General features: G+C 69.1%; 23 protein-coding genes. 14 read left to right on the forward strand and 9 right to left on the reverse strand.

Annotated features, from left to right (window positions below; genetic code table 11):
* The first annotated feature begins 95 nt into the window (after nucleotides 1–95).
* A complete protein-coding gene (locus tag I1A62_RS39460) occupies nucleotides 96–857 on the forward strand; it encodes an SDR family NAD(P)-dependent oxidoreductase (RefSeq protein WP_219457697.1) in 762 nt (253 codons plus the stop codon).
* A 106-nt stretch (nucleotides 858–963) separates the two neighbouring features.
* Nucleotides 964–2019 carry a ferredoxin--NADP reductase gene (locus I1A62_RS39465; protein WP_124389405.1) on the forward strand — a complete coding sequence of 352 codons (1056 nt, stop codon included), beginning with the start codon at nucleotides 964–966 and terminating at the stop codon, nucleotides 2017–2019.
* An 8-nt stretch (nucleotides 2020–2027) separates the two neighbouring features.
* Here the strand turns inward: I1A62_RS39465 and I1A62_RS39470 are convergent, their stop codons facing one another.
* The 3 genes from I1A62_RS39470 to I1A62_RS39480 are packed head-to-tail and all read right to left on the reverse strand — an operon-like array spanning nucleotide 2028 to nucleotide 7197.
* Entirely contained in the window at nucleotides 2028–2897 is an 870-nt protein-coding gene (locus tag I1A62_RS39470; protein WP_124389406.1) for a class II glutamine amidotransferase, read from the reverse strand.
* 24 nt (nucleotides 2898–2921) lie between these two features.
* Complete coding sequence (locus I1A62_RS39475) at nucleotides 2922–3650, reverse strand: flavodoxin family protein (RefSeq protein ID WP_206005719.1); 729 nt, start codon at nucleotides 3648–3650, stop codon at nucleotides 2922–2924.
* Between the two features lie 58 nt (nucleotides 3651–3708).
* Entirely contained in the window at nucleotides 3709–7197 is a 3489-nt protein-coding gene (locus tag I1A62_RS39480) for a serine/threonine-protein kinase (RefSeq protein ID WP_124389511.1), read from the reverse strand.
* 103 nt (nucleotides 7198–7300) lie between these two features.
* Here I1A62_RS39480 and I1A62_RS39485 point away from each other — a divergent pair, with 103 nt between their 5' ends.
* The 3 genes from I1A62_RS39485 (at nucleotide 7301) to I1A62_RS39495 (ending at nucleotide 10170) form a co-directional block, all read left to right on the forward strand.
* A complete protein-coding gene (locus I1A62_RS39485; RefSeq protein ID WP_219457698.1) occupies nucleotides 7301–8008 on the forward strand; it encodes a nitroreductase in 708 nt (235 codons plus the stop codon).
* Between the two features lies 1 nt (nucleotide 8009).
* Nucleotides 8010–9152: a class I SAM-dependent methyltransferase gene (locus I1A62_RS39490; RefSeq protein WP_219457701.1), complete on the forward strand. Its 1143-nt coding sequence runs from the start codon at nucleotides 8010–8012 to the stop codon at nucleotides 9150–9152.
* A 163-nt stretch (nucleotides 9153–9315) separates the two neighbouring features.
* Nucleotides 9316–10170: a Bax inhibitor-1/YccA family protein gene (locus I1A62_RS39495; protein WP_219457703.1), complete on the forward strand. Its 855-nt coding sequence runs from the start codon at nucleotides 9316–9318 to the stop codon at nucleotides 10168–10170.
* A 68-nt stretch (nucleotides 10171–10238) separates the two neighbouring features.
* Here the strand turns inward: I1A62_RS39495 and I1A62_RS39500 are convergent, their stop codons facing one another.
* Both I1A62_RS39500 and I1A62_RS39505 read right to left on the reverse strand, forming a co-directional pair.
* Nucleotides 10239–11456: an acetyl-CoA C-acetyltransferase gene (locus I1A62_RS39500; RefSeq protein ID WP_219457704.1), complete on the reverse strand. Its 1218-nt coding sequence runs from the start codon at nucleotides 11454–11456 to the stop codon at nucleotides 10239–10241.
* Between the two features lie 107 nt (nucleotides 11457–11563).
* Complete coding sequence (locus I1A62_RS39505; RefSeq protein WP_219457706.1) at nucleotides 11564–12586, reverse strand: SGNH/GDSL hydrolase family protein; 1023 nt, start codon at nucleotides 12584–12586, stop codon at nucleotides 11564–11566.
* A 135-nt stretch (nucleotides 12587–12721) separates the two neighbouring features.
* On the opposite strand from I1A62_RS39505, the gene I1A62_RS39510 reads away from it, so the two are divergent.
* The 4 genes from I1A62_RS39510 to ilvA all read left to right on the forward strand — a co-directional run bounded on the left by I1A62_RS39510 (nucleotide 12722) and on the right by ilvA (nucleotide 17244).
* The gene (locus I1A62_RS39510) at nucleotides 12722–14107 is read left to right on the forward strand and encodes a cystathionine beta-synthase (protein ID WP_124389412.1); all 1386 of its coding nucleotides are present in this window, start codon (nucleotides 12722–12724) and stop codon (nucleotides 14105–14107) included.
* A 104-nt stretch (nucleotides 14108–14211) separates the two neighbouring features.
* The gene (locus I1A62_RS39515; protein WP_219457708.1) at nucleotides 14212–14745 is read left to right on the forward strand and encodes a hypothetical protein; all 534 of its coding nucleotides are present in this window, start codon (nucleotides 14212–14214) and stop codon (nucleotides 14743–14745) included.
* Nucleotides 14746–14766: 21 nt separating this feature from the next.
* Entirely contained in the window at nucleotides 14767–15939 is a 1173-nt protein-coding gene (locus I1A62_RS39520; RefSeq protein WP_087555687.1) for a cystathionine gamma-synthase, read from the forward strand.
* A gap of 72 nt (nucleotides 15940–16011) precedes the next feature.
* The gene (gene ilvA, locus I1A62_RS39525; RefSeq protein WP_124389416.1) at nucleotides 16012–17244 is read left to right on the forward strand and encodes a threonine ammonia-lyase; all 1233 of its coding nucleotides are present in this window, start codon (nucleotides 16012–16014) and stop codon (nucleotides 17242–17244) included.
* Between the two features lie 8 nt (nucleotides 17245–17252).
* Here ilvA and I1A62_RS39530 read toward each other — a convergent pair whose 3' ends face one another.
* Both I1A62_RS39530 and I1A62_RS39535 read right to left on the reverse strand, forming a co-directional pair.
* Entirely contained in the window at nucleotides 17253–18023 is a 771-nt protein-coding gene (locus I1A62_RS39530; protein WP_124389417.1) for an FAD:protein FMN transferase, read from the reverse strand.
* Between the two features lie 25 nt (nucleotides 18024–18048).
* Nucleotides 18049–18240, reverse strand: a complete 192-nt coding sequence (locus I1A62_RS39535) for a hypothetical protein (RefSeq protein ID WP_009479096.1) — start codon at nucleotides 18238–18240, stop codon at nucleotides 18049–18051.
* 120 nt (nucleotides 18241–18360) lie between these two features.
* Here I1A62_RS39535 and I1A62_RS39540 point away from each other — a divergent pair, with 120 nt between their 5' ends.
* Together I1A62_RS39540 and I1A62_RS39545 are read left to right on the forward strand one after the other, a co-directional pair.
* Nucleotides 18361–20253: a YecA family protein gene (locus I1A62_RS39540; RefSeq protein WP_219457710.1), complete on the forward strand. Its 1893-nt coding sequence runs from the start codon at nucleotides 18361–18363 to the stop codon at nucleotides 20251–20253.
* A 146-nt stretch (nucleotides 20254–20399) separates the two neighbouring features.
* Entirely contained in the window at nucleotides 20400–21749 is a 1350-nt protein-coding gene (locus tag I1A62_RS39545) for a bifunctional lytic transglycosylase/C40 family peptidase (RefSeq protein WP_124389419.1), read from the forward strand.
* 80 nt (nucleotides 21750–21829) lie between these two features.
* Here the strand turns inward: I1A62_RS39545 and greA are convergent, their stop codons facing one another.
* Nucleotides 21830–22324, reverse strand: a complete 495-nt coding sequence (greA, locus tag I1A62_RS39550; RefSeq protein WP_005238978.1) for a transcription elongation factor GreA — start codon at nucleotides 22322–22324, stop codon at nucleotides 21830–21832.
* 225 nt (nucleotides 22325–22549) lie between these two features.
* Nucleotides 22550–22975, reverse strand: a complete 426-nt coding sequence (locus I1A62_RS39555; RefSeq protein WP_124389420.1) for a DUF4307 domain-containing protein — start codon at nucleotides 22973–22975, stop codon at nucleotides 22550–22552.
* Nucleotides 22976–23165: 190 nt separating this feature from the next.
* Here I1A62_RS39555 and mca point away from each other — a divergent pair, with 190 nt between their 5' ends.
* Genes mca through I1A62_RS39570 form a run of 3 tightly spaced genes read left to right on the forward strand, consistent with a single transcriptional unit; the run spans nucleotide 23166 to nucleotide 26394 of the window.
* On the forward strand, nucleotides 23166–24044 hold the full coding sequence (gene mca / locus I1A62_RS39560) for a mycothiol conjugate amidase Mca (protein WP_087555983.1): 879 nt from the start codon (nucleotides 23166–23168) through the stop codon (nucleotides 24042–24044).
* Nucleotides 24041–24361 (forward strand): hypothetical protein, encoded by a 321-nt coding sequence (locus tag I1A62_RS39565; protein ID WP_072940693.1) that lies wholly within the window; start codon nucleotides 24041–24043, stop codon nucleotides 24359–24361. The genes mca and I1A62_RS39565 overlap by 4 nt, the downstream gene beginning before the upstream one ends.
* Before the next feature lie 17 nt (nucleotides 24362–24378).
* Nucleotides 24379–26394, forward strand: coding sequence for a thioredoxin domain-containing protein (locus I1A62_RS39570; protein WP_219457712.1), 2016 nt, complete (start codon nucleotides 24379–24381; stop codon nucleotides 26392–26394).
* The last annotated feature ends 1 nt before the right edge of the window (nucleotide 26395 follow it).

The raw sequence follows: 26395 nt of genomic DNA on the forward strand, positions 1-26395 counted from the left end.
GAGGAGCGCGGGGGAGACCCGGCGCTCGGCGGTGATCAGCGAATACGCAAGACCAAGCAATTGCTTGGTTCGATAGTAGGGGAACGGGAGCAGACATGAACACACTCGACGGCAAGGTTGCACTGATCACGGGTGCGGGCCAGGGGATCGGGCAGGGAATCGCCCTCGCCCTCGCGCGGGAAGGGGCGGCGATCGCGGTCGCCGGACGCACGGAGTCGAAACTGCACGACACGTGCGAACGACTGTCCGCGATCGGCGCCCGCAGCGCACCGGTGGTGTGCGACGTCAGCAGGCGCGAGGACATCGCGTCCGCCGTCGAGCGGACCGTGGACACGTTCGGCGGCGTCGACATCCTGGTCAACAACGCCAACGACTGCTCACCGGGGCCGATCCTGTCGGTGATCGACGAGGAGTACGAGCGGTCGTTCGCGACGGGACCGCTCGCGACGCTGCGGATGATGCAGTCGTGCCACCCACACATGGTCGCGCGCGGCGGCGGCGTGATCGTCAACCTCGTCACGTCGGCGGCCGTCCGGTGGGACGCGAGCAACTACGGGGCGTACGGCTCGATCAAGGAGGGCATGCGTTCGCTGACCAGGTCGGCGGCCTGCGAGTGGGGCCGGGACGGGATCCGGGTGCTGTCCGTCGCCCCGCACGCGAAAAGTCCGGCGCTCGCACGGTGGATGGACCGGAACCCGGACGAGGCGGCAGAGTTCGTGGCGGGCATCCCCCTCGGGCGGGTCGGTGACGCCGAATCCGACATCGGGCGCGCCGTCGTGTTCCTCGTGAGCGACGACGCCGGCTACCTCACCGGGGCGACGATCCCGCTGGACGGCGGGCAGTCGCGGTGGGGGTGACGGCGAAAATCCGGGTCCCGCCCAGCGGGAAGACCCGCGGCCGCCGCCGCCGACCTGCAGTAGTTTCGGCAGGATCGAGTTACCGTAGCGAGAGGGCACCGTCGCGATGACGACCGTTGAAACACCACGCAGTTCGCGATCAGTAGTGGTCACCGTGGCCGCCGTCGTGGAGGAGACGTCCGACGCCCGTTCGCTGGTGTTCGACGTCCCCGACGAGCGCAGGCACGAATTCGCCTACAAGCCCGGGCAGTTCCTGACACTGCGTATCCCGAGCGACCGAACGGGGTCGGTCGCCCGGTGCTATTCGCTGGCCAGTTCCCCGTTCACCGACGACCTGCCGAAGGTGACGATCAAGCGCACCGCGGGCGGATACGGTTCGCACTGGTTGTGCGACAACGTCGGCGTCGGCGACCGCATCGAGGTGCTGCCGCCCGCCGGAGTGTTCACTCCGGCGAGCCTGGACGAAGACCTGATCCTGTTCGCCGCGGGCAGCGGAATCACCCCGGTGATGTCTATCCTCAAATCGGCGCTGAGTGAGGGTACCGGGAAAGTCGTTCTCGTGTACGCGAACCGGGACGAGAAGTCGGTGATCTTCGCCGACGAATTGCGGGACCTCGCCGCCCGCCACGAACACCGGCTGACCGTCGTGCACTGGCTCGAGAGCGTGCAGGGCCTGCCGACGCCGCGGCAGCTGGCGAACCTGTCGGACCGGTTCCGGGACCACCGGGCGTACATGTGCGGACCGCGTCCGTTCATGGAGGCGATCCACGAGTCGCTCGCACTCGCCGGCGTCCCCCGGGACCGCGTGCACGCCGAAGTGTTCACGTCACTGACGGGTGATCCGTTCGCCGAGATCGTCGTGGAAGCGCTGGAGGACACGGAACCGGGAACGGCGTCGACGGTCGAGGTGCAACTCGACGGCGAAGCGCACAACCTGAGCTGGCCGCGCCAGGCGACACTCGTCGACGTCATGCTCTCCAAGGGGCTCGACGTCCCGTACTCGTGCCGCGAAGGCGAATGTGGTTCCTGCGCATGCACGGTCGTCGAGGGCGAGGTGGACATGGACAACGCGTCGATCCTCGACCCCGAGGACATCGCGAGCGGCTACATCCTCGCGTGCCAGGCCCGCCCCGTCAGCGAGCACCTGCGGATCGAGTTCTGACCGGGTGGCTACTTCTCGGTCTGCGCCGCAGCGGACCGGGCATTCAGGTCCTCGAGGCGGATCGGGTACCGCGGCGGGTGATCGACGATCACCTCCCGGGTGACGGCGAGGTCGCGGCCGACGTGCAGCAGTTCGCCGGACTGCAGCGGTGTCCACCCGGGGTCCTCGTCCATCTGCTCACTCGCGACGACCACCGCCGGACGCTCGGAGAGATGTTCGGACCTGGCCCGGATCCGGCCGGGAGTGCTCGCGTGCTGGAGGTGGCGGCCACCGCTCGGGCCGCCCGCGCGCCGCTCGAGGAACAGCAGGTCGTGGGTGTCCGGGTAGCGCAGCGCCCACAATTCGCCGGGAGTGGTCAGCAGGATGTTGAGCGCGTAGATCGGCACGTTGTCGGCCAGCCACCGGGCGGCGGCGGTGATCCCGGCCGTGACGTCGCCGCCGCTCCTGCCGATGTGCCGCGTCACGAGCGCGAAGACCCGTTCCGAGTCGGTGTCGCCGTGAACGAGAGCCAGATCGGAGCCCAGTTCCGCCTCGAGCTTCGGCAGGTCCTCGACCACGCCGTTGTGGGCGAACACGCGACCGTCCTGAGCGAACGGATGGGTGTTCTGCGGAAGCAGTTCACCGGTGGTCGCGAAGCGGATGTGCGCGACGAACGTGGCCGAGTACCGGTGCTTCGCCTCCTGCGCGAATTCGACGTCCTCGTACGCGGCGAGCGGTTGCTTCTCCACCAGCGGCGTCCCGTCCTCCGCGAACGTGCCGAGGCCGGTGCCGTCCGGTTCGCGGTGACTCTGCTGCGCCAGACTGTCCGGGGCGTCCAGCAGCCAGAACGACGCGCGAACGCGGTGCGGGGCGGCGGACAGCCCGAACAATCGGCACATGACTTCCCTCTCGGGTGGGACGGATCAGCGGTAGTCCGGGTTGGCGAAGTCGGGACGGCACCCGGCGTCCCATTCCGACCGTTGATTTCCGTACACGGGGAACCCGCCTGCCGACTTCAGCATCGCGGCGACGTGCATCAGGTTGTACGTCATGAACGTGGTGTTGCGGTTGGTGAAATCGTTCTCCGGGCCGCCCGACCCCTCGTCGAGATACGACGGTCCCGGCCCGGCTTCACCGATCCACCCGGCGTCGGCCTGCGGCGGGATCACGTATCCGAGATGCTGGAGGCTGTAGAGGATGTTCATCGCGCAATGCTTGACCCCGTCCTCGTTGCCGGTGATCAGACACCCACCGGCCCGCCCGTAGTACGCGTACTGGCCGTGGTCGTTGAGCAGCGACGAGCACCCGTACAGCCGCTCGATCACCTGCTTCGTGACGGAACCGTTGTCGCCGAGCCAGATCGGGCCCGCCAGCACCAGGATGTCGGCGTCCAGCACACGGCGGAACAGTTGTGGCCATTCGTCGCTCGGCCACCCGTGCTCGGTCATGTCCGGGTAGACGCCGGTCGCGATGTCGTGGTCCACCGCCCGGAACTGGTCGACCGTGACGCCTTCCTTCTCCATCAGGCCGACGCTGCGGTCGATCAAGCCCTGGGTGTTGCTCACATCGGGTGACCGCTTGAGGGTGCAATTGACGAACAAAGCGCGCAGACCACTGAACCGTGGCCCGTCCTGCGGCGATGGATCGGTCATCAGTCCACGATATGCCGCGGCGGTTCCTCTTCGTGGCGGAAGCGGCGACAGGGCACGGCTAGCTCTCGATCGGCGTCGCCGTCTCCAGTGCCGCGGCCAGGAACTCCGCCGGAACCTCCGGACGGTCGGACGGCCACCGGCCCGCCACCCTGTCCTCGAGGAGCGCCGTCAGCGCGGGCACCACGCGCGGCCCGCCGTCGATCAGGTAGCGCACGAAGCCGATTCGCGCACACGTCGCGGCGATGGACGCCAGCACCGACTTCGCTTCGTCGACCCGGCCCGCCGCGACCAGGCACGCGACGAGCAGGCGATTGGCCTGCATGGCCGCCCTCGGCCTGCTCTCCTGTTCGACCCGGCGCACCCACTCCTCCGCGCGGCGGCACGCGACGTCCGGCTCGACCGCCAGCTGCTTCCGGATCTCCGTGGCGTCGTCGAGCTGCGCGATGATCTCGGCGAAACCGAAATCGGGTTCCCGGGTGAGTTTCCCGGCAGTGGGCGGCGGCTGCGGCGAGGCGGGCAGTCCGAGCCGAACCCGTTCGTTCTCGACCCGGGCGCGCAGCCGGGGGAGTCCCAGCGCCGCCGCCGCGGACGCACCCTCGTCGAGGTGCCGGGCAGCGGACGCGACGTCGCCGCGTGCCGCCTTCAGCCGGGCACCCGTGACGAACCTGGCGATCATGAAATCGACGATGCCGGCCTCGGGCCCGAGTTCGTAGCTCTCGTCGAGAAGTCTTTCGGCCTCGTCGAGATGACCCAGCTCGTACATCAACTCGCCCAGGAGCGCCCCCGCGAGACGTGCGGCGTGCGAGTGCGGGCCCACCCCTTTCGTCGCGGTCTGCACGGCCAGCCGGAAATTGTCCTCGGCCGCGGTGATGTCGAGTTGCTCCAGCGCGGCGATACCGGCGAAGCAGTAGCCGTACATCTTGCTGAACGGTCCGACGGTCCGCTGGTGATACCCGGTGGCCCACTCCTGCAGGCGGCGCGCCTCCACGAAATCGAACTGGGCGATCGCGACCGCGGAGGCGAGATTGGACCCCGCCGAGACCACCCACGGGCGCAGGGTTTCCGGCCGGGCCAGACATTCCGCGATGAGGTCGGGTACTCCGGCGATGCGATCGGACGACACTGCGATCACGGCGCGGACAATGTCGGCCTCCACCCGGATGTCCGCCTGCTCGGATTCGCTCAGCGCCGAAGACTCGAGCCTCGACGCGACGAGCGACAGCGCCTGCAGCGCCGGCGCCACCCGCTGCAGCAGGATGTTCGCCCACGCCACCGCGATCTGGATGCGCGGACTGGACTCGACCAGCGACTGCGGCAGCTTGTCGACGAGGCCGAGCAGCGCGACCATCCGCGAATGCTCCACCAGGTACATGCCCTGCTCCTCGACCACCGCGACGGCCACGTCGCGATCACCCGCCGCCAGCGCGTGATCCACTGCGTCGCTGACGTAGTGGTGATCGGCGAACCAGTGCGCGGCCGCCCGGTGCAGATCCGCGACGCGCGACGGATGGTCGCGCTCGAGCCGCCGGCGGAGATACTCGGCGAACAGGTGGTGGTACTCGAACCACTCCCGGTCCTCGTCGAGGCTGCGCAGGAACAGGTCGCGTGATTCGACCTGCTCGAGCAGGGCCTGACCGCGGGGCACGTTCGCCAGCACGCACGCGAGTTCGCCGCACACCCGCTCGGTGATGGACGTGGCCAGCATGAAGTCGAGCAGCGCAGGCTCGAGCGTGCTGAGCACGTTCTCCGCCAGGTATTCGCCGATCGCGTGGTGGCGGCCCGACATGTGCCGGATGAGGTCGCCGGGATCGTCGCGATCGCGCAGCGACAGCGACGCCAGTTGCAGCGCCGCCACCCACCCGTCCGTGGTCTCCTCCAGCGCCTCCACGTCGGAGTCGTCGAGGTGCAGTCCGCCGAGGTCGACCAGGAACCGCTGCGACTCCGTGAGGTCGAAACGCAATGCTACGGAGTCGATTTCGACGAGCTCGTCCCTCACCCGCATCTTGGCGAGCGGAAGTCCCGCCTGGCTTCGGCTGCTCACCACCATCTGCAGGTGGTGGCAGCCGTTCTCCAGGATGAAGTCCATCGCCGCGATCGTGTCCGGCGATGTGACACGGTGCCAGTCGTCGATCATCACCACCACGTGGCGCCTGCTGTCGTGGACCTGATTCACCAGCGACGTCAGCACGTACCGCTCCGCGTCGGCGCCGTTCTCGTCGAGCGCCTGCCCCAGTTCGTCGGCCAGCGTCGGCTCGGCCTGGCGGATCGCCTCGACGAGGTGGGACAGGAACCACACGACGTTGTTGTCGTCGTTGTCCACCGTCAACCAGGCGACGGCGGCGCCGTCCTCGATGAGGACGTCGCGCCACTGGGCCGCGACCGTGCTCTTCCCGAACCCGGCGGGGGCGTGGATCAGCGTCAACCGCCTCCGCTGGCCCAGCCGGAGCAGATCCAGGAGGCGGGTGCGCTCCACCAGGGAACGCATCGGGGTCGGCGGCCGGAACCGGGCGGCGGCGCTCGGCGGGGTGGCACCCGACCGCCGCCGGTAGCTGCGACTGCGCCCGGACTGCGTCGTCGGCGTCGAGGTGTGCTCGGTGCGCGGGAACTCGTCGGCCGCGGCGGGGAGCGCCATCTCGTCGACGTCGAGACCGTGCCTGCGCTCGATGTCGCGGAGTTCCTGGCCGAATTCCGCTGCAGATTCCGGTCGGTCGGTCGGTTCCTCGGACATGGCCCGCTCGATGGCAGTGCACACGTCGTCGGGAATGTCCTCGCCCCGCAGGTCCGGAACGGGTTGCGTGGCGATGCGGAGGAATTGCGCGACGAGGCGTTCCCCGCTGCGCCGCTCGAACGCGGCGTGACCGGTGAGCAGACAGAACAGGGCGGCGCCCAGGCTGTACACGTCGGAGGACGCGGACGGCGCGTCGCCGCGCAGGACCTCCGGGGCCGTGAACGCCGGCGAACCGGTGATCATGCTCGACGTGGTCTCGAAGCCCCCCGAGACGCGCGCGATGCCGAAGTCGGTGAGCTGCGGTTCGCCGTATCCGGTGAGCAGGATGTTCGCGGGCTTCACGTCGCGGTGCAGCGTGCCGAGCCGGTGCGCCGTCTCCAGGGCGCCCGCCAACTTCACGCCGACGCGCAGTGTTTCGCTCCACGGCAGCGGCCCTTCACGGCGAATCCAGGCGTCCAGCGAGTTGCGTGAGTGATACGGCATCACGATGTACGGCCTGCCACTGCGCGTCACCCCGGACTGCAGGATGTCGACGACGTGCGGGTGCCCCGACAATTTTCCCATCGCACGCTGCTCGCGCAGGAAACGTTCCCGATCCTCGCCGTCCAGATCGGAGGACAGCACCTTGATCGCGACCGTGCGGTCGAGGGCCGTCTGAAGGCAGCGGTACACGACCCCGAACCCTCCCCGGCCGATCTCGCGGGCGTCGTCGAATCCTTCCGAAGACAGCTCCGCGACGATGTCGGTCACGACGATCCGCTTGGTAGCCTGCGGATCCGAGTCGGTCGGCCCGGAACTGCTTTCCGGGTGTCGTGGCACACTCAATGAAATCACCTTCTCGGTGCACTGACGCCAGCATATCGCGGACGTGCGACACGGAGAGCGGTGTTCGAGAACGAGTAGACCCGAGGAGAATTCGACGGTGACGGATACCGGCATTGCGACAGCGCGCACGACCCCGGCCGAGCGCACCCTGGCCCAGCTCCTCGACGCGCGAATCAGTTGCCGGGCATACCTGCCCGAGCAGGTGCCGCACGACGTGATCGAGAGGATCCTCGAGCTCGCCCAGCAGACGCCGTCGTGGTGCAACACGCAGCCGTGGCAGGTCGCGATCACCGAGGGGGATGGCACCGAGCGGTTCCGCGCCGGGCTGGCAGAGTACGTCCGCACCCACCCGCAGGAGTCCGACTTCGACTGGCCCCGCGAATACGTGGGCGAGCACAAACTGCGCCGCCGCGAGTGCGCCATGCAGCTGTACGCCAGCGTCGGGATCGCCCCCGGCGACCGGGCCGCGTCCGCCGAGCAGACGATGAAGAACTTCGACCTGTTCGGGGCGCCGCACGTCGCGATCGTCACCACGCACGAAGCACTCGGCACCTACGGCGCCGTGGACTGCGGCCTGTACGTCGAGACGTTCCTGCTCGCCGCGCAGAGCCTCGGAGTGGCGACCATCCCGCAGGCCGCCGTCGCGGGAAGTTCGCGGTTCCTCCACGACTTCTTCGCGCTCGAGGAGGACCGCAGGGTGGTCTGCGCGATCTCGTTCGGGTACCCCGACACCGAGAACCCCGTCAACGGATTCCGCACCCACCGGGAACCCGTCGCCCACGTCGCGCAGTGGGTGTCCCGGTAACGTGCTCGACTCCGAAGTGTTCGACCGGGACGACCTGTTCTCCCGGCTGCGTCGCCGCCCCGACGTCGAGGCCCCCAACCTGACGGCCGTCGACGCCGCCGACCGGCTGATCCTCGACGAGGCCGCGGCCGCCCTGTCCGCCGCGCCTTCCGGGACGCTCACCGTGATCGGCGACCACTACGGCGCTCTCACCCTCGGCGCCGCGGCGGCGCACGGTGCCACCGGAATCCGCGTGCACCAGGACCCGCTGACCGGCGAACTGGCGCTGGCCGCCAACGCCGCGACCGTCGGGCTCGCCGATCGCTACCGGTCGTGCGCGCTCGGCGAGGAACTGCTCGCGGGGACGACGGTCGTGCTGATGCAACTGCCGCGGAGCCTCGGCGAACTCACCGAGGTCGCCGAGACGATCGCCCGCCACGCCGACCCGTCCGTCGTCGTCTACGCGGGTGGACGCAACAAGCACATCTCCACCGCCATGAACGACGTCCTCGGGCGGTCGTTCTCCGACGTCCGCGCCACCCTCGGCAGACAGAAGTCGCGGGTGCTGATCGCGCGCGGACCGCGGGACTCGGCGCAGCAGACGTACCCCGTCACCGATCACCTCGCCGAGATCGGGCTGGACGTCGTCTCCTACGGGGCGGCGTTCGCCGGCCCCAAACTGGACATCGGGACCCGATACCTCCTCGACTTCCTGCCCCGGGTGAACCCCCGGGCCCGGGCGGCCGTGGACCTCGGCTGCGGAACCGGCATCCTCGCCGTCAGCCTGGCCCGGCTCCTCCCGGAGGTGTCGGTGATCGCGACTGACCAGTCGGCGGCGGCGGTGGCGTCTGCTGCCGCCACCGCCCGCGCCAACGGTCTCGACGGGCGGGTGTCCACCCTGCGCGACGACGCCATGTCCAGTCTCGCGACCGACAGTCAGGACGTCGTCCTGTGCAACCCGCCGTTCCACGTGGGCGCGGCCGTCCACACCGGTGGGGCGTCGAAGATGTTCGCCGAAGCCGGGCGCGTGCTCCGGCCGGGCGGCGAGTTGTGGACCGTGTACAACTCCCACCTCGGATACCGGGGCCGGTTGCAGCGGCTCGTCGGGAGAACCGATGTGGTCGGGCGGAATCCCAAATTCACGGTCACCCGGTCGGTGGCCTGACCGCCACGCCGACCGGCCTCGTCTGGCGAGTGTCGCCGCGGCACCGGTAGAGTCCGAATTGTCCGACCCGAAAGCGACGAACGGGAACTTGCGGTGGGTGCGGGACGTTCAACGTACAAGACACCCGGATCCACCCGGCGAGCCACGAGAAGGGATGTGCACGGTGCGCACCACCAGTAACCCGGTGTTCCGCAACCTGCCCAAACAAGAGGGCAGCGGCGGATACGCCTCGTTCGGATCTACGACGGCCGGCGCCGCGCAGGTCACGCAGCAGTTCGGTCAGCCGCAGTACACGCAGGCCGAGCCCTACCGGACGGGTCCCGACCACCGTTCGATGACCATCGACGACGTCGTCACCAAGACGGGCGTCACGCTGGGCGTGCTCACGGTATCGGCGATCATCTCCTACTTCCTGGTGAGCAACGACGCGAACCTGGCGACCCCGCTCGTCATCGGTGGCGGCCTCGTCGGTCTCGTGCTGGTCCTCGTGGCCACGTTCGGCCGCAAGATGGACAACCCGGCCATCGTCCTCGCCTACGCCGTCGCGGAGGGCCTGTTCCTCGGCGCGCTGTCGTTCATGTTCACCGACGTCACCTTCGGCGGAGTCGGTGGTGCGGCGCTCATCGGGCAGGCCGTGCTCGGCACGTTCGGCGTGTTCTTCGGCATGCTCGTCGTCTACAAGACCGGCGCCATCCGGGTCACGCCCCGCCTGACGCGGATGATCATCGGCGCCCTCATCGGTGTCGTCGTCCTCGCATTGGGCAACCTGATCGCCAGCTTCTTCATGGACGGTGGCTTCGGCCTCCGCGACGGCGGTCCCGTGGCGATCATCTTCAGCCTCGTCTGCATCGGCATCGCCGCGTTCAGCTTCCTGCTGGACTTCGACGCCGCCGACCAGCTGATCCGCGCCCAGGCGCCGGAGAAGGCAGCGTGGGGCGTCGCCTTCGGCCTCACCGTCACCCTGGTGTGGCTGTACGTCGAGATCCTGCGACTGCTGAGCTACTTCAACAGCGACTAGGCGCTTCGCGCCCGTGAGTGGTTAGCGAGTCTCTGCACTCGTCAACCACGCACGGGCGGCGGAGCCGCCTAGCTCAGGCGCTCGAGGACCATCGCCATGCCCTGACCGCCGCCGACGCACATCGTCTCGACGCCGAACGTCTTGTCCTGCTCACGGAGGTTGTTCAGCAGGGTGTTGGTGATGCGGGCGCCGGTCATGCCGAACGGGTGGCCGAGGGCGATGGCACCGCCGGAGATGTTCAGCTTGTCCTCGTCGATGTTCAGTTCGCGGGCGGAACCGAGAACCTGCACCGCGAACGCCTCATTGATCTCGAACAGGTCGATGTCGGAGATGGACTTGCCCGCGATGGCGAGTGCCTTCTTGACAGCCTCGATCGGACCGAGACCCATGATCTCGGGCGACAGGCCGGACACACCGGTGGACACGATGCGGGCCAGCGGGGTCAGGCCGAGGGCCTTCGCCTTCGTGTCGGACATGATCACGAGCGCCGCGGCACCGTCGTTGAGGGGGCACGCGTTGCCCGCGGTGACGGTGCCGTCGGGCCGGAACACCGGCTTCAGCTGGCTGATGCCCTCGTACGTGGTGCCGGCGCGGGGGCCGTCGTCGGTGGACACGACGGTGCCGTCAGGGAGGGTGACCGGGGTGATCTCCCGCTCGAAGAAGCCGTTCTTGATCGCCTCCTCCGCGCGGTTCTGCGAGCGGACGCCCCAGCGGTCCTGCTCCTCGCGGGTGATGCCGGTGGCCGAAGCGACGTTCTCGGCGGTCTGGCCCATGGCGATGTAGACGTCGGGGATCTGGTCGTTCTCACGCGGGTCGGTCCACGCGACACCGCCCTCGGCGAGCTTCGCGGTGCGCGCCTCGGCGTCGGCGAACCTCGCGTTCTTGGTGTTCGGCAGGCCGTCGGCGTTGCCGGTGACGAAGCTGGACACCGACTCGACACCGGCGGAGATGAAGACGTCGCCCTCGCCGGCCTTGATCGCGTGCAGTGCCATCCGGGTGGTCTGCAGCGAGGACGAACAGTAGCGGTTGACGGTGACGCCGGGCAGGAAGTCGTAACCCAGTTCCACCGCGACGACGCGTGCGATGTTGAAGCCGGACTGCCCGGCGGGCTGGCCGCAGCCGAGGAGCAGGTCGTCGATCTCGGTGGGGTCGAGTTCGGGGACCTTCGCCAGCGCCGCGGCCACCATCTGCGTCGTCAGATCATCCGGGCGGATGGTCTTGAGCGAGCCCTTCATGGCTCGGCCGATCGGTGAGCGTACTGCGGAGACGATGACTGCCTCGGGCATGAAAACTCCTTTGTCAACGGCGGGTGTCTGCACTGTGTTTCAGACCACCCGTTTTGTGGCCTTCCCGACAACTTACGTTGCCGGGCGCCGCCGGGGTCGTCGCCATCTCACTCAGCGACCCGTCGCGTCCCGGGCGCGGACGCCTCCTCGATCGCGAGGAGTTCGTCGAGGCGGGCGGGTGTGCGTCGCCGGACGTCGCGTCGCCACAGAAAACGGTTGAGCGAGGCCGTCATCCGGGTCGACAGCTTGCGTGATTCCGCGGCCTCCGACACCTCCGGCAGATCGGGCAGGGGCCCGCCGTGCCACAGACCCAGGGCCGTCGCGAGTACGGGCACGATCTGGATGGCCGCCAATTCGTAGCCCGCCGCCGACGGGTGGAAGTGGTCGGAGGAGAACATCCGGTCGGGCGCCGCCAGGAACTCGGGGGCCAGCAGGTCGGCGAGTGCCACCGGGTGGCCGCCCGCCGCGCTGGTCGCGGCCGCCTGCGCCCGGGCCAGTCGCAGCCCCCAGGTCCGGACCACGGTCCGCAGGGGCTGCGGAATCGCCGTCACCACCCCCAGGTCGGGGCACGTTCCGACGACGACGGCGCAGTCGTGGGCGCGGAGTCGCTCGACGGCCTCCCCGAGCCTGCGCGCCGACGCCCGGATGGAGTTCTTGGACGTGACGTCGTTGGCGCCGACCAGGATCACCGCGGCATCCGGCGGCGGCCCGGCGACGAACATCGCGTCCACCTGCCCGCTGAGCCCGCGGGACGTGGCGCCGCCGATGGCCTTGGTGCTCAACCGGATCCGCTTCCCCGTCTCGTCGGCGAGGCGCCGCGCGATCTGCACGCCGGGCACCTCCTCCGCCGACAGGCACCCCACCCCGGCGGCCGTGGAGTCGCCGAAGATCATCAGATGGACGTCGTACGGAGTGGTCCGTAGCCAGCGTTCGGGCCCCGCGGCGCCGGGGGAGTAGACGCCGTCGGCCTCCGGCGGCTTGGCGACGTTGTGGCCGATCACCCCGCGGGCCGCCGTCGCCTGCGACATCAGATACGAGTACGCCGCCCACGACAGCGTGCCTGCACTCGAACCTGCCACGACAGCCGCGGCGCCGGCCTTCACTCCGGACTGCCAGGTCCTCTTGGGCACTGGTCTCACCTTTCCGCTACCTGGTGCTCATCTCACGGGTTCCAGCGGACTGCGTCCGCACCAATCTAGTCGGATCGGGGCCCCCGTGCCGGACGTCTGTGAGCATCGGATCAGGGCATCTGGGAGCATGGAGGCATGCGCATCGCGGAACACGTCGTCGACCTGATCGGCAACACCCCTCTCGTCAAGCTCTCTTCCGTCATCGGTGAGAACCACGGGACCGTTGCAGCCAAGATCGAATACCTCAACCCGGGTGGAAGCTCGAAAGACCGCATCGCGGTCAAGATGATCGACGCCGCGGAGGCGTCGGGCGAGCTGAAACCGGGCGGGACCATCGTCGAACCCACGTCCGGCAACACCGGCATCGGCCTCGCGCTGGTCGCCCAGAAGCGCGGATACAAGTGCGTGTTCGTCTGCCCCGACAAGGTCAGCGAAGACAAGCGCAACGTCCTCAAGGCCTACGGCGCCGAGGTCGTGGTGTGCCCCACCGCGGTCGCGCCCGACCACCCGGACAGCTACTACACCGTCTCCGACCGGCTCGCCCGCGAACTGCCCGGCGGCTGGAAGCCCAACCAGTACTCCAACCCGGGCGGCCCGCAGAGCCACTACGAGACCACCGGCCCCGAGATCTGGGCCGACACCGACGGCAAGATCACCCACTTCGTCGCGGGTGTCGGCACCGGCGGCACCATCACCGGCACCGGCCGCTACCTCAAGGAGGTGTCCGGCGGCAAGGTCAAGGTCATCGGCGCCGACCCCGAGGGCTCCGTGTACTCGGGTGGCACCGGCCGTCCGTACCTGGTCGAGGGAGTGGGCGAGGACTTCTGGCCGAGCGCCTACGACCCGTCCATCCCCGACGAGATCATCGCCGTGTCCGACGCCGACTCCTTCGAGATGACCCGTCGTCTCGCCCGCGAGGAGGGCCTGCTGGTCGGCGGCTCCTGCGGCATGGCCGTCGTCGCCGCGCTCGAGGTCGCCAAGCGCGAGGGCCCCGACGCCGTCATCGTCGTCCTGCTGCCCGACGGCGGTCGCGGCTACCTGTCGAAGATCTTCAACGACAAGTGGATGGCGTCCTACGGATTCCTCCGCACCCCGCTGGACGGCAAGCCCGACGAGAAGACCGTCGGCGACGTGCTGCGCGGCAAGTCCGGCGAACTCCCGGACCTCGTCCACACCCACCCGTCCGAGACGCTGCGCGACGCCATCGAGATCCTCCGCGAGTACGGGGTGTCCCAGATGCCCGTCGTCGGTGCCGAGCCGCCCGTCATGGCCGGTGAGGTCGCGGGCAGCGTCACCGAGCGCGACCTGCTCAGCGCCGTCTTCGAGGGACGCGCACACCTGGCCGACCCGGTCGAGAAGCACATGAGCAAGCCGTTCCCGCTCATCGGTTCGGGCGAACCCGTGTCGGCCGCCACCAAGGCGCTCGGCGACACCGACGCGCTGATGGTCGTCGACGACGGAAAGCCCGCGGGCGTCATCACCCGGCACGACCTTCTCGGTTTCCTCAGCGCCGGCTCCTAGCCGACACGTCGAGGGCACGACGCGAGAAGACTGGTCCCCGCTGCGGACGGAACGTACGGTGCACAGCGGGGCGCCGGTCCGGTGTCCGTGAGGGGGAGTTCACAGTGAGTGTTCGTCTGCGTCGTGTCCTGGTGGTCCCGGTCGTCCTGCTCGGGTTCGCCGCCGCCGGATGCGGGAACAGCATCGAGGGTGCCGCCGTCGCACAGCCGGGATCGACGGACGTCGGATCGGTGTCCTCGGACACGTCGCCTTCGGAGGCGTCCGCCGACTGCACCGCGCTGACGAAGGCGCTCGGACGGCTCGTCTCGGACCGGCCGCATCTCACCGAGGCCGTCCTCCCCGGATCGACCGACCCGACCTGCTCGTGGTCCAAGGGACCGACCAACGTGATGAGCACCCTCACCGTGTCGGTCAGGCCGCAGGTCACCGATCCCGCCGTCATCGTCGAGATGCGGAACGGGACGAACGTCGTCGCCGACCCCCGGTCCGCCGCGTTCGGCGGGGTGGTCCTCGACGTCGTGGCCATGGCCCTGCTCACACCGCAGCACAGCATCATCGTCAACGCGCTCGACCCCTCCGTCAGCGACGCGACCAAGCTCGACGTCGCCTTCGCCATCGCGGAGTATCTGGAGAATTAGGTCCCCACTAGGCTTGGGGCCATGAGTGAGCAGCGCAGCAAAGCGGACAACATCAGCTGGCAGGGGTTCTCCACCAAGGCCGTGCACGCAGGATTCGACCCGGACCCGCAGACGGGCGCCGTCAACGTCCCCATCTACGCGAGTTCGACGTTCGCACAGGACGGCGTCGGCGGCATGCGGAACGGATTCGAATACGCCCGCACCGGCAACCCCACCCGACGACCGCTCGAGGCCAACCTCGCAGCCCTCGAGTCGGGCACGTACGGTCGCGCCTTCGGCTCGGGCATGGCCGCCACCGACTGCCTGCTCCGTGCCGCGCTCCGCCCCGGCGACCACCTCGTCATCCCGAACGACGCCTACGGCGGAACGTTCCGTCTGATCGACAAGGTCTTCACGCAGTGGGGCATCGAGTACACGCCGGCCGCGGTGTCCGATGTGGACGCGGTCCGGGCGGCCATCCGGCCGAACACCAAGCTCGTGTGGGTCGAGACGCCCACCAACCCCCTCCTCAACATCGGTGACATCGAGGCACTGTCCGACATCGCGCACGAAGCCGGCGCGAAGATCGTCGTCGACAACACGTTCGCGTCGCCGTACCTGCAGCAGCCGCTGCAGCTCGGCGCCGACGTCGCGCTGCACTCGACCACCAAGTACATCGGCGGGCACTCCGACGTCGTCGGCGGCGCACTCGTCACCAACGACGAAGAACTCGACACGGCGTTCGCGTTCCTGCAGAACGGTGCAGGCGCGGTCCCCGGACCGTTCGACGCGTTCCTCACCCTCCGCGGCATCAAGACCCTGTCGCTGCGCATGGAGCGGCACAGCGACAACGCCGAGAAGGTCGTCGAACTGCTCAGCGGGCACTCGGCGGTGTCGCAGGTGATCTACCCCGGACTCGAGTCGCATCCCGGCCACAAGGTCGCGGAGAAGCAGATGCGCCGCTTCGGCGGCATGATCTCGGTCCGCCTCGCCGGCGGCAAGCAGGCCGCGCTGGACTTCTGCTCGCGCACCGAGATCTTCACGCTCGCCGAGTCGCTCGGCGGCGTCGAATCGCTCATCGAGCACCCGGGCGCCATGACCCACGCCTCGACCGCCGGTTCGCTCCTCGAGGTGCCGGACGACCTGGTGCGCCTGTCCGTCGGCATCGAGGACGCCGCCGATCTGGTGGGTGACATCGAGCAGGCGCTGAAGTAGGCGGCTTCGCCGCCCGTGCGTGGTTAAGGAGTCTCTGCACTCGGTAACCACGCACGGGGCGCGGAGCGCCCTATGCTGGCCCGCGTGGAGCCTGTCACGCTGGATCAGATCAGAGCAGCCCGTAAGCTGCTGGACCCCGTCATGCGCCGGACGCCGGTGATCGCGTCCCGGGCGCTGTCGGAACGATGCGGGCACGTCGTGTCGCTGAAGTGTGAAAATCTGCAGCGCACAGGATCTTTCAAACCTCGTGGTGCATACAACCGGATCGCGAATCTCTCGGTCGCGGAACGGGCCGGCGGGGTCGTGGCGGCCAGTGCCGGCAATCACGCGCAGGGCGTGGCCTGGGCCGCCACCGAGCTGGGCATCCCGTCGACCGTCTTCATGCCCACCGGTGCCCCCCTGCCGAAACTCGTCGCCACCAAGGCGTACGGCGCGACCGTCCACCTCACCGGCGACACGGTGGACGACGCACTCGTCGCCGCGAAGGCGTTCGCCGACGAGACCGGCGCCATCCTCATCCATCCCTTCGACCACGTCGACATCGTCGCCGGGCAGGGGACCGTCGGACTCGAGATTCTCGAGCAGGAACCCGACGTCGGCACCATCGTCGTCCCGACCGGCGGGGGCGGCCTGATCGCGGGCATCGCCGCGGCGGTGAAGGCCACGCGGCCCGACGTGCGGATCGTCGGCGTCCAGGCCGAGCAGGCGGCAGCCTGGCCGCGGTCGCTGGCGGAGGGTCGCCCGATTCCGCTGGAGACCATGTCGACCATGGCAGACGGTATCGCGGTCGGCCGCCCCGGCGACGTGCCGTTCGCTCACGTCGGCTCCCAGGTCGACGCCATCGTCACGGTCAGTGAGGACGCACTGTCGCGGGCGCTGCTCCTGTGCCTCGAGCGCGCGAAGCTCATCGTGGAGCCCGCGGGCGCGGCGGCGGTCGCCGCGTTGATCAGCTGCTCCACCGAAGAGCTGGGACTCACCGGCAAGGTGTGCGCGGTGCTGTCCGGCGGCAACATCGACCCGTTGCTGCTCACCCACGTCGTCAATCACGGTCTCCGCGCGGCCGGCCGGTATCTCGGTGTGCACGTGACCATTCCGGACCGACCGGGTGGTCTGGTCAGCCTCCTCGGCGTGATCAGCGGCAACGGCGCCAGCGTCGTCGACGTCGTCCACTCCCGCACCGGCGGCGCGCTCGCACTCGACGAGGTGGAGGTGTTCCTCACCGTCGAGACCCGCGGTCCCGGGCACCGGCAGGATCTCCTCGAGGCCCTCCGCGACGCCCGGTACGCGGTCCGACTGCAGGAATAAGGCCGGACCTAGCTCGGCCACCCGCCCAGGGTGATCACCCGGAACTCCTGATCGACCAGCCGGGCCGGCAACTCCAGGTTGGTGAGCCAGTCGACCGCGCCGCCGCCCATCCCGACCGCCGCCGTGCTCGACGCGTGCGCCGTGGTGCAGGACCCGGCGACCACCGACACGGTCCGCCACAACGACACGGAGTCGGGGTGCAGGGGCTTGACGGTGCTGGCGGTCGCGACGGCCGCACCGGACGGGATCGACACCTGGCAGGTGGGATCGCCCGGCAGATCCTGGACCTGGACCTGCCAGCCGCCCGGCGGCGTGGCCCCGGCCGTGGCGATGTCGCCGCCGAGCGCGACCAGGACGCCGCACCCGAGCAACTCCGCCGTCGTCGACGCGCAGTGGTCGGCGGAACTCGCCCGCGCGGTGGCCGTCAGGTCGAGTTCCACCCCGGCGGGGAGCGTGACCTCGGTGCCGTCGACGGTGATCGACCGCCACGAGTGGGGTGCGGGCGCCGACACCGTGGGGTCGAGGGCGCCGTCGGTGGTGCGCGCCGCGGCAAGGGCGTCGGTGAGGAACCGCGCGAACATCGGGGTCACCGTGTTCGGGCCCTCGTCGAGCCCGCGGATCTCGGCGTCGGCGCGGTCCCGGTTGACGGCGGCGTCGGCGGCCGCGAGGTAACCGCGGATCAGGTTCGACGCCGAGCTCAGGGCGTCGGGGTCGGTGACGACGATCCGCGCGTGCACACCCCAGGTGGACCATTCCGTTGCGCTACGTGCGCTGGTCATGTGGTGGGTCTCCGGGTGCGGGATCTCAGGAACCGCTGGACACGGCGTCCGGTGCGCCGAATCCGGCCGAGACGAGGGGCGCCGCCACCGTCGAATCGGGGGTCGCAGGATCCGCGGCCGCCGCCATACCGCCACCGGCGACCAGTCCGGCGATTCCGGCTGCCGCCAACACGCGGCGAACGGGAAGCAGGCGGGAAATCCGTCGGTCTTCACTCATGCCGACCAGCTTCCCCGACGAACCTTAGAACAACCTGGGAAGAATCTGACTCTCCGCGCCGAGTGCGCAGTCGTGCCCGACAGCCACCGCTGTGACGGAGTCGTCACTACGATCGGATCCGTGATCGCGGACCATGACGAACTGCTCGATGCCGCTCTGGGTGTGCTGCGGGAGCGCGGCCCCCTGTCCGACCGCGAGCTGACAGTCGCCCTTGCGGATTCGGGCTGGGGAGGTGTCGACGAACTGATCGACTACGTGGAGGAGTTCGACGCGCCGCTTCTCGGAATTCTCCCCGACGACCGGAAGGTGGCGCTCGACGTTCTGCTCGCGGGACGCGTCCTCACGCACCGCCTCACCGCGGAGGAGATCGCGGCCGACGTCGTGGAGCCGGACGATTTCAGCTCACTCCTGCACCTTGCATCCGGGGAGCCTGACGTCGACGGCTTCGAGGTCGTGTTCTTCGAGGACGAGGCCGACGAACTCGCCGCGAGAGGAGGCGTCGGCGCGAGCTGGTCGGACGAGGAGGTGCTCGTCCTTCCCCGGGGCGCTCTCGCGCAGTGTTCTCCCGGAGACCTTCTGGCGGTGATCGCCACGGACAGCGGGGTGCGCCTCGACTTCGTCGGCGAGCCGGTTGCGGACGCACCCGAGCTTGCGCTGCGGCTCACTCGTCGGCTGAGCGAGACTTCGGTGCTCGACCTCGAGGAGGAGTTCTGGCACCTCCTGGTCGACGATCCGGTGGCGTTCACCGTGCCGACGCTGCCGTTGGCGGACATAGTCGAGGCCGCCGGCTTCGACAGGTCCGGGCAACTCGTCGCGGCTCGTGGATTCGATTTCGAGGCCTACGGCCGGGACCTGATGATCGGCGTGTACGCCGACGAACTCGGGGTGCCGATGGATGCGGCGGTGGCCGTCGCCGCGCTGGTGTCGCTGGTCACGGCTCTCGAGGAAGACGAGAACCAGGACATCCAGGCGAGATTCTTCGACAAGCCGGAGCTCTACGCGGCCCTCGCCGATCCGGCTGTCATGGAAGTCGCCGCGCAGGAGTTGTTCGACTTGGACGTCGAGCCCGAGGTGCTCCTGGTCGCCGCGCAGCGGCTGCTCGTGTCGGGACCGCGCGAAGTGAAAGCGGCAGCGTCGTGGATCGCCGGCCGGGCCACCGAGATGGAGGGCTTCCCGAAACAGGCCGAAGAACACTACGAGCACGCGCTCGTCCTGGATGGAGCGTTCGATCTCGCGCTCTTCGACCTTGCCCGTTTCGCCTCGGACCGCGGCGATGCCGTCCGCGGGCTGTCATTGCTGAACCGGATGGCCGGCGGGGATGCGGAGCCGCTGCACGCGGTGCTCGAATACTTTCAGCCGACGCCCCGGCCGGGGCTGGGCCGCAACCATCCCTGCTGGTGCGGGTCGGGAAGGAAGTACAAGACGTGCCACCTCGGCAAGGGTGACCATGCCCTGTCCGAGCGGGCCGGGTGGCTGTACCAGAAGGCGAAGTTGCACGCGCAGGAACTCGGCTGGCGCGATCAGATCGTCGACTACGCCGAGATCCGTTCCGAGAACTGGGCGGGCGACGCCGCGCTGTACCAGGCGTTGGAGGACCCTCTGGTCACCGACGTCGCACTCTTCGAGGGCGGTGCATTCGCCGACTTCGTCGAGTGCCGCGGCGACCTGCTGCCCCCGGACGAGTTCGCACTCGCGCGGCAGTGGCAGGAAGTCGAACGGTCGCTGCACGAGGTGGAGGAGGTCCGGCCGGGTGCGGGTCTGACACTGCGGGACCTGCGCACCGGCGACCGGCGCGACATCAGGGAAGTCACCGCAAGCCACCAACTGCACGCCGGGAATCTGATCTGTGCGCGCGTCGTCCCGGCGGGCGACACGTGGCAGATCTTCGGGGGAATCGAACCGATCTCGCAGGCTCGGCGCGCGTCACTCCTCGCGGCGTTGGACGACGAGACCACGGATCCGGCGTACCTGGTCGAGATCCTCAGCGAGCGATTCGTGCCAGTGACTGGGTGATCGAGTCGGCAGGATTCGCCGGGTGCCGCTATCCCGCAGGTCACGGTAGGAAACGGATCAATCCCGCAGAATCGCCTCGGATCTGCTGTGCCCCGTCGTAACGTGAACTCACTCGGTTAGGTGCACCGAGGAGGAGGAGCGCACGTATGTCAGTTGATGCAGCGGCGATCATCGTGGCGATCACCACCGCAGCGGGGGCCATCGTTCAGGGAGCGGACATACCGCAGCCGGTGAAAGATCAGGCAGCAGAAGCAATTCAGGTGGTCGAGCAGGCCTCACCCGACGTTCAGAAACAGGTAAACGACGCAATATCGACCCTCCCGGATCCGGCCCGTGCGCAGGCCGAGCAGATGGTGGCGCAGGCCTCGGATGTCGTGAAGCAGGCAACCGACCCCTACATTCCGCCGCCGCCTGCCCTGGAGGCGGCGCCGCCGCCTGCCCCGGTTCCGCCGCTGGCCCTGCCGGACACCCCGCTCGACCAGCCGCCCGTGATGAGTGCCCCCGACGCCGGAACCGCGATCGGGGGCCTCGCCGCTCTGCCGGGGGTACCGGCTCTCATCAGCGGACTCGGATCGCTGATCCCGTCCGTCCCCGCCGGGTTTCCGGGTGTCTCGCTCGCGCCCGTCGGCGCCATCGCCGTCTTCGCGCCGTGGATCCGGAAGGCCGGATCGCTGTGTGAGGGCATCAAGCCGCCGACGCTGGCGGCCCTGTACTCGGTCGAGAACGGGTTCCGCTACGGCGCGACGTCACCGGTGTCCCGGGCTGGTGCCCGCGGCCCCGGCCAGTTCATGCCCGAAGCCTGGGCGAGGTACGGCAAGGACGCGGACGGCGACGGCAAGGTAGACATCAACGGCGTCGCCGACCCGATGATGGCGTCCGGTCAGATGCTGTGCGACCTGTTCGGGCAGATCGACGGGTGGAAGAAGGAGGGTGTGGTCAAGGGCGACACCCTCGACCTCACGATCGCCGCCTACAACGCCGGTGCGGGTGCGGTCCGGACCGCCGGGGGTATGCCCGCCGGCAAGTTCGACTACGAGCACGAAACGCAGCCGTACGTCGCACGCATCCGATCGCTCGAGGAGTCGTTCGCGCGGATGCTGTCGCCGTTCTTCTACGGTGCGGCCGCCGGTGACACGAGCCGCGTCGTGGAGGCGGCCATGCGGTTCATCGGCCTGCCGTACGTGTGGGGCGGCGGCAACATCAACGGACCGTCCGGCGGCGGGTTCGACTGCTCGGGGCTGACCTCGTTCGCCGTGTACGCCGCCACCGGCGTCGCACTGCCCCGCACGTCGGAAACGCAGTGGAACGTCGGTGTGGAGGTGCCGCTGTCGGAGGCCAGGCCCGGAGACCTGCTGTTCGGCAACTGGCAGTCGGGTGGGCCGGGTCACGTGGCGATCTACGTCGGAAACGGACAGATGCTGCACGCCCCGACGACGGGAGACGTGGTGCGCATCGGACCCGTGTTCGCCGACATGAAGGCCCGCCGGGTCTTCTGATCACATCCGCGGGGGTCGACGCAAAAAACTCCGGCCCGGGCACTGGGCCCGGACCGGAGTTTTCGGCGGTTGATCCGAGATCAGCTGTGGTACGGCTCCGCGCTGACGAGCGTCACCTTCATGCTGCTGCCGTTGGGCAGCGTGTATTCGCGGGTCTCGCCGACCTTCGCCTCGAGCAGTGCGCCGCCCAGCGGGGAGTTGGGCGAGTACACCTCGAGCTTGTTGTCGCGTGCACCCTCTTCGCGGGTCGCGATCAGGAACGTCTCGGTGTCCTTCTCGTCGCCGTCGTAGTAGACCTTCACCACGGAACCGGGCAGTGCGACACCGGACTGGGTGGGGGCCTCGCCGACCTTCGCGCTGTTCAGCAGTTCCTGGAGCTGACGGATGCGCGCCTCCTGCTGACCCTGCTCTTCTCGGGCCGCGTGGTAGCCACCGTTCTCCTTCAGATCGCCCTCTTCGCGACGCTCGTTGATCTCGGCGGCGATGACCGGACGATTGGCAATGAGCTGGTCGAGTTCGCTCTTGAGCCTGTCATGTGACTCCTGGGTCAGCCAGGTCACCTGGGTCTCGGTCATCTCGATCACTCCCTCGTAGTTGGAGCCGCCGGGCTCCCTCGACAGACCACTGCAACAGCAGTGATCAACGGCTCGGCGGATTCGACGGCCGGGGCCGTTCGTGTTCCGCCTTGCCGCCAATGCAGCAATACACGGTTCCAAACGGAACCGTGTACCAGGCGATTCTAGCACGATCGGGGAGCGCAAACCCCGAATAACCCGAACGGTCGCTCGGCTGCGCGGGTGTCAGCCGCCGGTCAGATAGGCCGGAACGTCCAGGCTGCAGCCGTAGATGTCGCCCATCGCAGGGGGGCGCGACGTGTAGACGGGAGCGGTGACTTTCACCGTCTGGCTGTCGCCGCCGGCGATGTACACCTCGCGCCGGCCGGTCTCGGAACCGTCCTTGGAGCGGGAGCGGACGATGCACACCGCGGCACGGGACGGATCCTCCCGGGTGACCGTGAACGTGATGTCGAGCTGTGACTCACTCACCAGATCGAACGACGTGGCTTCACTGTCGATCTCGGAGACGGCGAACTTCTCGTATGCGACGAACGCCACGATCACACCGACGACGACGACCGCCGCGGAGAGCGCCCACACGAGCCAGCGCTTCGGGCGCGCAGGCTTTGCCGCGGCTGTGTATCGGCCCGGGGGAAGCGTTCTCGTCATCTCTCAACTCTCGTACCGCTCCGGTTCCACGTAACTCACAGCACTCGAGCGGGGGCACGGCTGCAAGCGGAACTCTCGGGTGGAACTATAGAGGACGTGCGTCGGTGCGCCGTCAGCGATGGCGGAGGCGAGAGCGCGCGACACGGACAAGCCGGCAACGGCTACTGGCGAAGTTGAGGTGAACGAATACGTGAGCGGATTCCGGCTCATGGCCGTCCATGCGCATCCCGACGACGAGTCGAGCAAGGGTGCGGCGACAACGGCCCGTTACGCCGCAGAGGGCAACGAAGTGAAGGTCGTGACGTTGACCGGTGGTGAACGTGGCGACATCCTCAACCCCGCGATGGACGTGCCCGGGGTGCGTGACCGCATCCACGAGGTGCGCATCGAGGAGATGGCCGAGGCCGCCCGCATCCTCGGAGTCCAGCACCAGTGGCTGGGATTCGTGGACTCCGGACTGCCGGAAGGCGACCCGAAGCCGCCGCTGCCGGAGGGCTGCTTCGCGCTCGTTCCGCTCGAGGAGTCGACCGAGGCGCTGGTGCGCGTCATCCGCGAGTTCCGTCCGCACGTCATGACCACGTACGACGAGAACGGCGGCTACCCGCACCCCGATCACATCCGCTGCCACGAGGTGTCGATGGCCGCCTACGAGGCCGCCGCCGACCCGGAGCAGTTCCCCGACGCCGGGGAGCCGTGGAAGGTGCAGAAGGTCTACTACTCGCACGGCTTCATCCGGAAGCGCCTCCTGCAGTTTCAGGAGGAGTACGACCGCCGCGGCGAAGAATTCCCGATGGCCGAGTGGCTCAAGAAGTGGAAGACCGAGCAGGGTGATTTGATGGCGCGCGTCACCACCCAGATCACGTGTGGCGATTATTTCCCGCAGCGTGACGACGCGTTGCGCGCCCACGCGACGCAGATCGACCCGAACGGCTCGTTCTTCGCGGTTCCGCTCGAGATCCAGCAGAAGATCTGGCCGACCGAGGAATTCGAGCTCGCCAAGACGCGGGTCACGACCTCCATCCCGGAGAGCGATCTGTTCGCGGGCATCCACGAGGACGGACAGCAGTGAATGCGTTGACGGTGAACATCGTGGCCGGCGCGGCGGACATCCTGGCGCAGACGCCGAGCACCCCGTCCGGTCCCGAGTTCGGCAAGGCGTCGCCCATCGGCCTCGTCGTCATTCTCGCGCTGCTCGCGGGCGTGGTGTTGCTGGTGCGGTCGATGAACAAGAAGCTCAAGAACCTGCCCGAGACGTTCGAGCCGGAACACCCCGAACCGGACCAGGAAGTGGACGAGGGCACCGACCGCGGCGCGATCCACGGCGGCGGCGCGGGCAAGACCGAACCGCCGAAGCCCACGGACACTCCGCCGAACCTGCAGAAGTAGTCGAACAGGAGCTGGACATGGACCCACGCGAACACAACACGCTCGGTGGGTCCACGAGCCCCTATCTACGGCAGCACGCCGACAACCCGGTGCACTGGCAACAGTGGGGTCCCGAGGCGACCGAGTGGGCGCGGGAACGGGACGTCCCGATCCTGCTGTCGATCGGATACTCGGCGTGCCACTGGTGCCACGTCATGGCCCACGAGTCCTTCGAGGACGAGGCGGTGGCGTCGCTGATGAACGAGCATTTCGTGTGCGTCAAGGTCGACCGTGAGGAGCGTCCCGACCTCGACGCCGTGTACATGAACGCCACGGTCGCGATGACCGGCCAGGGCGGCTGGCCGATGACGTGTTTCCTCACCCCGGACGGGGCCCCGTTCTACTGCGGCACCTACTACCCGGCCGAACCGCGCGGTGGGATGCCGTCGTTCACCCAGCTGCTGGGGGCCATCGCCGACACGTGGCGGGACCGCCGCGGCGACGTCGACGACGCGGCCGCCTCGGTGGTCGCGGAACTGCGGCGCGGGGCCGGCGGCGTCCCCGAGGGTGACGTCCGGGTGACCGCGGCCCTGCTGGACGCTGCCGCCGGGACCGTGCTGCGCGACGAGGACGCCGAACGCGGCGGGTTCGGGGGAGCCCCCAAGTTCCCGCCGTCCGCGCTGATGGAAGGCCTGCTGCGCACGTACGAGCGGTCCGGCGACGACGACGTACTTGGCGTCGTGACGCGGACGGCGTCGGCGATGGCGCGCGGCGGCATCTACGACCAGCTCGGCGGCGGTTTCGCCCGCTATTCGGTCGACGCCGCATGGGTGGTGCCGCACTTCGAGAAGATGCTCTACGACAACGCCCAGCTGCTGCGCGCCTACGCGCACCTGGGCAGGCGCACGGGCTCGGATCTGGCGGTCCGCGTCACCGAGGAAACCGTCGGGTTCCTGCTGCGCGACCTGCGCACGGAAAGCGGTTCGTTCGCGTCCGCACTCGACGCCGACACCGAGGGCGTCGAGGGGCTCACGTACGTGTGGACCCCGGAACAGCTCGCCGACGTCCTCGGACCGGACGACGGCGAGTGGGCGGCCGGGGTGTTCGCGGTGACCTCGGACGGGACGTTCGAGGCGGGCGCGTCGGTTCTGCAACTCCCGCGCGATCCGGACGACTGGGACCGTTGGCGCCGGATCCGGGACACACTGCTCGCCCGTCGCGCGACGCGGCCGCAGCCGGGCCGCGACGACAAGGTGGTCACCGCCTGGAACGGCCTCGCGATCACCGCACTGGCCGAGGCCGGCGCCGGTCTCGGCAGACCGGAATGGGTGGACGCCGCCGCCGAGTGTGCGCGCGCGCTGCTGGACCTGCACGTCGTGGACGGTCGCCTGCGGCGGGCGTCCCTGGGAACGTCGGTGGGCGAGTCGGCCGGGGTGCTCGAGGACTACGCCTGCCTGGCGACGGGGCTGCTCGCGTTGTATCAGGCGACCGGCGGCACCGAATGGCTGGCGCACGCGCAGTCGCTGGTCGACCGCGCACTGATCCATTTCGCCGACGACCAGAGGCCGGGCAGCTGGTTCGACACCGCCGACGACGCCGAAACCCTCGTGACCCGTCCCCGCGACCCGGTCGACGGTGCGACGCCGTCCGGGGCGTCGTGCCTGGCCGAGGCGCTGCTCACCGCGGCCGCGGTGGCCGACGCGGACGCCTCGGGCCGGTACGCGACCGCGGCCGCCGCATCGCTCGACCGGGTGGCGCTGCTGCTGGAGCGCGCGCCGCGATCGGCCGGGCACTGGCTCGCGGTGGCCGAGGCCTCGGTGCGCGGCCCGATCCAGGTGGCGGTGGCCACCGACGGCGATTCCGCGCTGCTGCGGGAGGCGCGCAGGCTCGCTCCCGGCGGTGCCGTCGTAATCGGCGGCGAACCGGACTCGTCGCCGCTGCTCGCCGACCGGCCGCTGGTCGGCGGTGCGTCGGCGGCGTACGTGTGCCGCGGGTTCGTGTGCGACCGCCCGGTATCGACGGCCGAGGACCTTGCCGCCGCGTTGAGCCGGTAGT

Source organism: Rhodococcus sp. USK10, assembly GCF_019378875.1.
Taxonomy (GTDB): Bacteria; Actinomycetota; Actinomycetes; order Mycobacteriales; family Mycobacteriaceae; genus Rhodococcus_F; species Rhodococcus_F pseudokoreensis.

Bases quoted from the DNA above. Each gene is read 5' to 3' on its own strand.
- I1A62_RS39460 (WP_219457697.1), top strand. From the start codon at position 96: ATGAACACACTCGACGGCAAGGTTGCACTGATCACGGGTGCGGGCCAG.
- I1A62_RS39465 (WP_124389405.1), top strand. From the start codon at position 964: ATGACGACCGTTGAAACACCACGCAGTTCGCGATCAGTAGTGGTCACC.
- I1A62_RS39470 (WP_124389406.1), bottom strand. From the start codon at position 2,897: ATGTGCCGATTGTTCGGGCTGTCCGCCGCCCCGCACCGCGTTCGCGCG.
- I1A62_RS39475 (WP_206005719.1), bottom strand. From the start codon at position 3,650: ATGACCGATCCATCGCCGCAGGACGGGCCACGGTTCAGTGGTCTGCGC.
- I1A62_RS39500 (WP_219457704.1), bottom strand. From the start codon at position 11,456: ATGCCCGAGGCAGTCATCGTCTCCGCAGTACGCTCACCGATCGGCCGA.
- I1A62_RS39510 (WP_124389412.1), top strand. From the start codon at position 12,722: ATGCGCATCGCGGAACACGTCGTCGACCTGATCGGCAACACCCCTCTC.
- I1A62_RS39520 (WP_087555687.1), top strand. From the start codon at position 14,767: ATGAGTGAGCAGCGCAGCAAAGCGGACAACATCAGCTGGCAGGGGTTC.
- ilvA (WP_124389416.1), top strand. From the start codon at position 16,012: ATGCTGGCCCGCGTGGAGCCTGTCACGCTGGATCAGATCAGAGCAGCC.
- I1A62_RS39530 (WP_124389417.1), bottom strand. From the start codon at position 18,023: ATGACCAGCGCACGTAGCGCAACGGAATGGTCCACCTGGGGTGTGCAC.
- I1A62_RS39535 (WP_009479096.1), bottom strand. From the start codon at position 18,240: ATGAGTGAAGACCGACGGATTTCCCGCCTGCTTCCCGTTCGCCGCGTG.
- I1A62_RS39545 (WP_124389419.1), top strand. From the start codon at position 20,400: ATGTCAGTTGATGCAGCGGCGATCATCGTGGCGATCACCACCGCAGCG.
- greA (WP_005238978.1), bottom strand. From the start codon at position 22,324: ATGACCGAGACCCAGGTGACCTGGCTGACCCAGGAGTCACATGACAGG.
- I1A62_RS39555 (WP_124389420.1), bottom strand. From the start codon at position 22,975: ATGACGAGAACGCTTCCCCCGGGCCGATACACAGCCGCGGCAAAGCCT.
- I1A62_RS39570 (WP_219457712.1), top strand. From the start codon at position 24,379: ATGGACCCACGCGAACACAACACGCTCGGTGGGTCCACGAGCCCCTAT.